9 protein-coding genes are annotated in these 8,632 nt (G+C 60.6%); all 9 read left to right on the top strand.

Features of this window, described 5'->3' with window-relative positions:
- The first annotated feature begins 209 nt into the window (after positions 1-209).
- Entirely contained in the window at positions 210-950 is a 741-nt protein-coding gene (locus tag BJF87_RS20090) for an ABC transporter permease (protein WP_035756051.1), read from the top strand.
- Positions 951-960: 10 nt separating this feature from the next.
- The gene (locus tag BJF87_RS20095; protein ID WP_006359632.1) at positions 961-1,824 is read left to right on the top strand and encodes an ABC transporter permease; all 864 of its coding nucleotides are present in this window, start codon (positions 961-963) and stop codon (positions 1,822-1,824) included.
- 8 nt (positions 1,825-1,832) lie between these two features.
- Entirely contained in the window at positions 1,833-2,867 is a 1,035-nt protein-coding gene (locus BJF87_RS20100) for an MlaD family protein (RefSeq protein WP_040004233.1), read from the top strand.
- Positions 2,868-3,872, top strand: a complete 1,005-nt coding sequence (locus BJF87_RS20105; RefSeq protein ID WP_035756048.1) for an MlaD family protein — start codon at positions 2,868-2,870, stop codon at positions 3,870-3,872.
- Complete coding sequence (locus tag BJF87_RS20110) at positions 3,869-4,864, top strand: MlaD family protein (protein ID WP_042378899.1); 996 nt, start codon at positions 3,869-3,871, stop codon at positions 4,862-4,864. Before BJF87_RS20105 ends, BJF87_RS20110 begins: the two co-directional genes overlap by 4 nt.
- Complete coding sequence (locus BJF87_RS20115) at positions 4,858-5,907, top strand: MlaD family protein (RefSeq protein ID WP_006359628.1); 1,050 nt, start codon at positions 4,858-4,860, stop codon at positions 5,905-5,907. Before BJF87_RS20110 ends, BJF87_RS20115 begins: the two co-directional genes overlap by 7 nt.
- The gene (locus BJF87_RS20120) at positions 5,907-6,944 is read left to right on the top strand and encodes an MlaD family protein (protein ID WP_006359627.1); all 1,038 of its coding nucleotides are present in this window, start codon (positions 5,907-5,909) and stop codon (positions 6,942-6,944) included. Before BJF87_RS20115 ends, BJF87_RS20120 begins: the two co-directional genes overlap by 1 nt.
- 26 nt (positions 6,945-6,970) lie before the next feature.
- Positions 6,971-7,903: an MlaD family protein gene (locus BJF87_RS20125; protein ID WP_075863799.1), complete on the top strand. Its 933-nt coding sequence runs from the start codon at positions 6,971-6,973 to the stop codon at positions 7,901-7,903.
- Positions 7,904-7,952: 49 nt separating this feature from the next.
- The coding region (locus tag BJF87_RS20130; RefSeq protein WP_262339070.1) for a hypothetical protein at positions 7,953-8,632 on the top strand (680 nt) is incomplete at its 3' end.

Below are 8,632 nucleotides of genomic sequence, written 5' to 3' on the forward strand. Positions count from 1 at the left end.
CGTCATCGAGGGTCAACAGGGCCGGTGTTCCGTCGTGCCGGCTGGTCAATTCGGGCAGAAGTATCCAAACCGCGAATGGGGTACTGCAAGTACCTGGTACTGTGCGAACACCCATCGCGGAGGGCTGTTCAGCAAGGTGAAGGAGAATCAGTATCGCTACGGAACTTGCTGGTCGTGCGACAGACAGTCTTGCGACCTTCGGAAACACGATTGCCCTCGCCGGCCAGGCATTACGGTGGGCCGTGCACGACATTGTCACCGGACGGTTTCCTTTCCGGGAGGTCGTTGTACAGACCTGGTTCGTCATCACCGTCACGACGTTGCCGGCGATCCTGGTGGCGATTCCGTTCGGCGTTATCGTCTCGGTGCAGGTCGGAAGTCTGACCCAGCAGGTCGGGGCCACGTCCATCGCCGGCGCCGCTGGTGGACTCGGGATCATTCAGCAGGGGGCACCGATCGTCACAGCCCTTCTGCTCGGTGGTGCGGCAGGGTCAGCCATCGCCTCTGACCTCGGCGCACGCACCGTCCGTGAAGAAATCGATGCCATGGAAACTCTTGGACTCAATCCGACCCGTCGAGTCGTCGCACCGCGGTTCGTTGCGGTTCTCATCGTCGCTCCAATGTTGTGCATGCTGATCGTGTTTACCGGTCTCGTGGCCGGCTACATCCTGAGCGTCAACGTCCAGGGCATCACGCCCGGAAGTTACGTCGCCTCGTTCGCCTCGTTCGCCTCGTCGGCGGACATCCTGGTGGCACTGATCAAGTCATTGGTGTTCGGTCTCGTGGTCGTGGCGATCGCATGTCACCGGGGTCTGTCCACGAAAGGCGGCCCGAAGGGTGTGGCCCAATCTGTCAACGCCACCGTGGTCCTGGGGGTGGTGGCGTGCTTCGTCATCAACGTGGTCATCACCCAGCTGACAATCATGTTCGTCCCGCAGACCATCGGATGACGGAGAACACGTGACCGCAGTACCATCCACCCGTTTCACTTCGGTCACTCGTCCGATCGTGCGTTCTGTGACGCCCCTCGCCGAAGTCCCCGCACAACTCGGGCACATCACCACATTCATCATCGACACCGTCGCAGGAATTCGTCACGTCGCGACCACCTATCGACGACAGACGCTCTTGTACATACAGGAGTTTGCCTGGGGACGAGGCGCTGTTCTGGTCGGCGGGGGTACCGCAGTCGTGCTGGTCATTCTCGGAATGGCTGTCGGGGCATCTATCGGCATCCAGGGTTACGCCTCGCTGGACCTGGTGGGGATGGGGTCTCTTACCGGGTTCATCTCGTCATACGCCAACACTCGGGAGTTGGCACCGATGATCGCTGCGATCGGCTTTGCGGCCCAGGCCGGCTGTCGCCTCACTGCGGAGATCGGTTCGATGCGCATCGCCGAAGAGATCGACGCACTCGAATCGATGGCGGTGCGGCCGATTCCATACGTCGTCAGCACACGCGTGGTCGCAGCGATCACCACCATCATCCCGCTCTACATCGTGACGCTGATACTAAGTTTCGCCGCGGCCAAGCTGGTCGTCATCCTGCTACACGGCCAGTCAGGTGGCACCTACGACTTCTATTTCAATGCGTTCCTCAAACCGCAGGATCTGGCGTTCTCAGTCATCAAGGTCCTGATTTTCGTAGTTTCGGTCGTCATCATCCACAGCTACCAGGGTTTCTACGCCACCGGTGGAGCAGAAGGCGTCGGCCGCGCGTCTGGTCGAGCGATCCGCAGCAGTCTCATCGTCATTGTTGTGGAGGACATGATCTTGACCCTGCTGATGTGGGGCTTCGATTCGGGCGTCAGGATTTCGGGCTAGGGGTTGAAGTGGCTGTTTATAAAGATCCGTCAGGGCGCGCGCCCTCAATAACAAATTTGACACTGCGTGGGATTGGGGTCCTCGTCGTAGTGGTGGTTGCGGCCTATTTTCTGGTGTCAAACGCAACCGGAAAATTTGAAGATAACAAGACAGTGACGATCACCACCGACGCGATTGGTGACGGGTTGAAGGGCGGATCGGAGGTGAAGTATCGGGGCCTCACGGTGGGCAAGGTGTCCTCGGTGTCGGTGCGCGACCAAAGCACGTCTGTGAAAATTGAGCTCACCGGAGCGAACGACGACATCCGGTTGCGTCAGGGCTTGGCGGTGAATTACACGTCCGCCAGCGCGCTGGGGCCGACGGCACTGGATATTGTCGACCCCGGGCAGGGAGCGCTCATCCGTGATGGCGGCAGTGTCTATGTGAGCAAGCAGCAGTCCGAACAAACGTCGGTCTCGACCCTGATTCGAAAACTTTCCAAGCTGGTCAATGCTCTCGATCAGCCGGCGTTCAATTCTGTGGTGAAGTTTGTCGTCGACGATTCCCAAACGTTTGCCGACGCCGGCAAACTCATGTTCCAGATCGCACAGCTCACTCGGGACGTTCAACAGCGGCCAGTGGGCCAGGATTTGGCGATCGCGGCAGACGTGTCCGAGGGTGTTGCCGACTTCATGAAGCCGTTCATTCCGGGCATCCTCATAAACGTCGACATCGCTGACTTCTTCGCCACCGACGAGGCCATCAAACAGACCAAGGGCAACCTCAACGACACCGGCGAGGTCCTGTTCGGCGCACTCGGAGGACTGTTGAACAAAAACTACCCGGCGTTGAGTTCACTACTGGACGTCGGCCTCGATCTGGCGAGGCCAGTCGCCAGATCGGCCTCGGGGCTCGCGCGGACCGTTTACACCATCCCGCAGATCCTGGACAGCATCGACAAGGCCACGCCGCAGGTCGGCGAGCGAGTACAACTTCAGGTCGCCCTGGTAGTGCAGACGTCACCTGCGCTGCAGAGCGCGCTTGCAGTAGGAGGACCGAGGTAGATGAAGCTCAAGTCGATAACTCCCACCATCATCAAGATCGTCGCGTTCGCCGCAGTCATCGGCGTTCTCACCTACGTGATCATCGCCATCCTCCAACCCAGCTCGGATGGACCGAGTTCTGAACGATCAGCGGTCTTCTCCGATGCCTCCGGGCTCAAACCTCGCGACGGTGTGCGGCTGGCTGGAGTCAAGGTCGGTTATGTGACGGCGATCGACCTGAACGGGCCCACGGCGGTCGTTCATTTCCAACTGAACGACGACATCACGATCACATCGAAAACCACCGCCGCCGTGCGTTATCAGAATCTTCTCGGACAGCGATATGTCGAATTGATCGGTGCGGCACAGGGGAAGACACAGGGGGAACTCACACAGGTGGCGCTCGACAAGACCATTCCCTCATTTGATGTGTCCACCTTGTTCAACGGATTCAAGCCGGTGTTCGACACGCTTAATGCCGACGAGATCAATGAACTGCAGTCCAATTTATTGCGCGTTGCTCAAGGTGATGGAAGGGGCATATCGCCTGTTCTGAAGCAGATCGCCAACATCACCGCCTACGGGAACCAGCGGTCTGAGATCATCACAAATATTGTGACGAGTCTCGGCCAGGTCTCCGACCAGCTCGAAGGCCGCTCGGCGGAGATGGTCGAACTCGTCGACAAGCTGGGATCGATCGTCGACGCCTTCAGCCGCGTGAGTGACCGGCTGCGAGAGTCGCTACGCGAGGTCAACCGGTCCATGTCGAAGACGGTCCTCACCGGCGAGCAACTCGAGTCAACGTACGACCAGAGTTTCGCGGCGATCTATCAGCGTCTGGCGCGAGAACCCGGGGAGTTAGAGGGTCTACTCAACGGTGCGGTGCTGCTCAAGCCCCTTATGGACTCGCTCACCGCTGCGACGACCTCCACGCCGAGCGAGGCGCAATGTTCGAAAGGTCTCCTGCCCCTGCCGGATACAGCGCAGATTGCGCTTATGGGGCAACGATTGGTGGTGTGTAAGTGAGGTTGTTCAATCGAAATCGATCGCATCACCAGCCCGAACGCAGACGCGACCTCATCGTCGCCGGTGTGGTGGTGGTGACCGTGGTGGTCGGTCTGGTCATCGCCGGGGCCGTGTATATCGCACCGCCCGGTCAAAAGGTGTACTCGGCCCATCTGGTCAACACCGGCGGGCTGGAGTCGGGTGATCAGGTGCGTATAGCGGGGATAAGACAAGGGAGGGTGTCGTCGGTGGACCTCACGGGAACGGTTATCACAGTCAAATTTCGACTCGACGACTCGGTGTCAGTCCGTTCGGATGCTACCGCAGCGGTTCGCCTGATCACGCCGATCGGCGGGCGAGTTCTCGATCTGGACCCAGGGTCAGGACCGACCGCGCTGTCGGGGGCCATCCCCCTTGTTCAGACATCGAGTACCTACGACATCTCCAACACGCTCGAGACGACGACGCCGGTGTTCCGTGATGTGAACGGCGTCGATCTCCGTCAAACTGCGGCGCTGCTGCAGAATGCGTTCTCCGACGGCAACACAAACATTCCCGACGCACTGAGGAACACCAGCAGTCTGATGGACCTCCTAGAGCGACAGTACGGTCAGCTCGACAAAACGGTCGCTCTATCGGATGAATACGTCAAAGCTTTCGCCGACCAAAAACAGGTGCTAGTCGACTTTCTCCGTCAACTCAGCTTCCTGGCCAGGACGCTGGGACCTGATATCCAGAACGTCCGCGACGGGTTCGACTATCTCAGGCGTCTGTTCAAACTCCTGACGAGGCCGCTCGTGGCGTACCGCGATGGCATCGAACCGTCCGTGCAACAGTTCAAGACGCTCCTGGACAAGGTGTCGACAGAGATGCCGGGCTACTCCAATGCCCTGACACAGATCGATCAGATCACTCAGCGCCTCGGCGTCCTCCTCCAGGCGCCGGTCGGTGCGCCGGCCACCACAGAACCAGAGGTTCGTGTGTGCATTCCGAGTGGTGACGACAAATGCTGACCACCTGGGTCCGAAGACTGCTGCTCCTGATCGCCGTGGTGGTGGTGGTCATCGCTGGTATCGGGATAGGCCGGACAGCGTCCGACGACACGCGCGCCCTGTGCGCAGAGTTCACCGATGCATCGGGCCTCTTCGAAGGCAACGCAGTCGCCATGCTCGGCAAGAAGGTGGGCAGCGTCGTCGGGGTGCACCAGAATAAAGGTCAGTCCGGTGTGAGGATCGACATGCGGGTCGACAAGAGCGTGCCGCTGTCTGCCGACGTCGGCGCGACTCTGGTGTCGACATCCATCGTGACCGAACGTCAGATCGAGTTCACCAAGCCGTACTCCGGTGGAGCCCGATACGAGACGAATCAATGCATTCCGTTGAGTAAGACGAGAACCCCGCTGGGAATCAGTCAGACGCTCGACTCGATCAGCGACTTGTCCGAGGACCTGGTCAAGGACAACGGCAGAAACACCGACGCCGTCCTGCAGTCCCTCAAGCTCGTTTCCCGCAATCTGGAAGGGACCCAGGGTGACGTGGCCGGGATCATCAAGGACTCTGCCACGCTCATCAACGACCCGGCCAAGCGGGATGGACAGGTTCGCAGGATCGTCGGGAACCTCGCAACACTGACGGGGGTGGCAACCGAGAACGACAAAGAGGTGACCGCCCTCTTCGACAACTTCGTGGGTGCCATCAATGTCATCGTCGCGTTCGGCCAGACGTTCGGCGCGGCAGTCGAGTACGCGGGGACGTTCGTACCGATCCTCTCGCGGCTCGCAACGGATTTCGGGCCCCCAATATTCGCGATCGGTGATGCTGCCGTTCCGCTCATCGCCGGCATGGGAGAGCAGCCGGACATGGTGGCAGCGGTCGCAGCCCGCACGGCAGACCTCATCATGAAACACCCCGATGCCAAGTCGATCGTGCAGGCGTTCGCAGTGTCGCTGCCTTTGCGAAGCCTCGTCAGTGGCTGCGCCGCGCCGGTGGCAAACGGCGTCTGCGGGCCCGGCGATGCATCAAGGACGATCGCCGGGATGATGGGGGGAGGGGCCTGATGATCTCAGTCAACCGGGCACGCCTCGGACCCATGGTGATCGCACTGATGGCAGCGATGGTGTTCGTGACGTCGTGTGGGATCAACGCTGACAATCCGCCGACCATAGGAACCTCTGACGGCAACGGCTACGACATCCAGATGGAGTTCACCAGCGCACTCAATCTGCCGGCCCTCGCAAAAGTCCTCTCAGAGGGGCTCAGCGTCGGAACCGTCGAGAATGTCACGTACGAGAACGGGCATGCGGTCGTCAAAGCTCGCATCGATAACAAGACTCAGCTGCCGGCCGAATCGCGAGCCGAGCTGCGTCAGGACACTCTCCTTGGTGAGATCTACGTTTCCATCCTTCCCCCAGCCGAGCCGTCGACGGGTGCCTTGCTGCGGTCGGGTTCGGTGATCCCGCTGGCACGGACCGAGCCGGCAGCGAATGTCGAGGACGTCATGCGTGGGATGGCGAATGTTCTCGGCGGCGGTGAACTCGACAAGATCCACACCGCGATCTCGACATTGAACACCTCGTTCCCCAAGGATCCGCAGGAATTCGACGCCCTGTATCGGACAACGCTGGAGACCGTTTCGGAGGTCTCCTCGAACACTGACAAGCTCGACGTGGTGTTGAGGTCGGCTGATCGGACTCTGAAGGTGATTTTGGCTGATCCGTCGGGAATCGACCGGATGCTGACTAAGGGCGGAACCAACTTCTATGGCCTCGGCTACTCCCTGATCGACGTCGCGTTACTCATCGCCAACTTGCGTACATTTGCTACGGCCGCGGGCAGGATCGTGGATCCGGAGTACTCACGCATCAAGGAGTCGGTGGCCGCGATCGCCCCGGTGATCGCGTCGATCGCCAACTCCGACATTTACTCGAAGTCCGTCACGGAGCAGGCAACGCGCGTCATCCGCGACAAACTCATTCCATTCGTGGGGTCGCCTGACATCAACCTCTCGGACATCTCCATCGATGGTCGGGACCTGGCGCGGCGTGACGCCGAATCGTTCATTACCGTGTTGAAATCGATCGGAATGATGCCGTGAACCGCAGCAGCAGCACGCTCATATCGATGGTGGCTTTGGCCGTCGTGTTCGTCGCAGGGCTCGGCTACCTCGTCGTCGGCGTGGCACGCGTCAACCCCACCCGCTCCGAGTACTCGTTAACCGCCTTCATCGACAGCTCAGGCGGTCTACTGGACACGTCGCCGGTGATGGTGCGGGGGATACCCGTCGGAAAGGTGGCCTCCATCAACGTCGTGGATTCGGCACTTAAGGTCGAGATGGCGATCGATTCCGATCACAAGATCCCCCAGGACAGCGTGATGTCTATCCTGAATCTGTCGATCGCGGGGGAACAGTACATCAACTTCGTGCCCGGGGGCACGGCCACCGGCGGGTACTTCGACAACGGAGACGTGGTGCCCGCTGAGGCGGTGCACGTGTCGCAATCGGTGCCCCAGGTGTTGCCGAAGATGGCTGCGGTGGCAGATGGGCTCGACCCGGCTTCGATCGAGTCCATCAACAAGACCGTCGCCGAGGCCGTCGCAGGACGGCAGGGAGACCTCGACATGATCGGCGACATGATGCACCGTCTAGTCGATTTCGTCGGCAAAGATGGGTCCGTCCGGGTGACCGCGGACAACGCCGAGTTCCTGCTCGGCCTCATGTCCAATGTCGGGGACGTCCTCAGTACGGCAGCTGTGCGTACCCCTGACGCCGTGAACGGATTGGCGCGAATTCAGCGGGCGTTCATCGAGTTCACAACCACCTCGTACGACAAGTGGCCTCCCGTGTTGAAGCTTGTGGACAAGCTCAGTGGCTATATCCAGATCCTGCAGCCTGATCTGGTGACGATCACCCGGGCGGTGAAACCGGCGACAGAGAAGGTCGCGGACACATACGTCGACTTCGGATCGATCGGCGACCTCCTCGCCCGAACCTTCCCGACGTCGCGACCAGGTCGCGCCGAGGTCCCCATCACCGTGTCGCAATCACCAAGATGACGGCTTGTCCGCAAGCGACTGTCACCAGCAAGTACACAGAAGGCCCCAGATGACAAATGACGAGCAGACCAGACCGCCTACTGAGGCCACTGAGGTCGAGGGCGGCGCGGCAGCAGCGACGACGGATGGCGATCTGCTGGTGGACGAAAACGCCAAAACCGCTTCCGTAGCCGCGACGGGGGTTGACGACAGCGACGTCGACCCCCCCTCGCCGAGTGGGCGTCGCTGGTCAGTATGGCCGCGATCACGTGCTGCCGTGGTCGTTTCGGCCGTGATCGTGGTGCTCGCTGTGCTGGTCGGCGTGTTCGCCTACCTCTACCTCGAGGCCGACGACGCGAAGTCGGTATTGGAAAACGACGCCGCGCAACGGGCTGCGGCGGCGGAGGCCGCCTCGGATTACACGACCAAGTCCCTGACCTACAGCTATCAGAACACCGACGCCTTTTTTGCGGCGGTCAAGGAGAACGCAGATGAGGCGCTCGTCAAGCGTTACGACGAGGTTCGACCGACGCTGACGCAGATCATGCAGCAGGCCCAGGTGCAGGCGTCGGGACGCGTGCTGGCCACCAGCGTCACTGGTGAAACCGACGGCGAGTACACGGTGATGGTCTTCGCGAGCCAGAAGACGCAGAACGTGCAGAACCCGCAACCGAGTGAACTGCCGACGTTGTTGAAGGTGGTCGTGTCGAAAACGGCTGGGGGCTGGCAGATCCAGGACTATGGCCCAGC

It is taken from the genome of Gordonia sp. CNJ-863 (assembly GCF_001942325.1).
Lineage (GTDB): Bacteria > Actinomycetota > Actinomycetes > Mycobacteriales > Mycobacteriaceae > Gordonia > Gordonia alkanivorans.

Coding starts and splice junctions, on each gene's coding strand:
- BJF87_RS20120 (WP_006359627.1), top strand. CDS start 5,907: ATGATCTCAGTCAACCGGGCACGCCTCGGACCCATGGTGATCGCACTG.
- BJF87_RS20105 (WP_035756048.1), top strand. CDS start 2,868: ATGAAGCTCAAGTCGATAACTCCCACCATCATCAAGATCGTCGCGTTC.
- BJF87_RS20115 (WP_006359628.1), top strand. CDS start 4,858: ATGCTGACCACCTGGGTCCGAAGACTGCTGCTCCTGATCGCCGTGGTG.
- BJF87_RS20125 (WP_075863799.1), top strand. CDS start 6,971: ATGGTGGCTTTGGCCGTCGTGTTCGTCGCAGGGCTCGGCTACCTCGTC.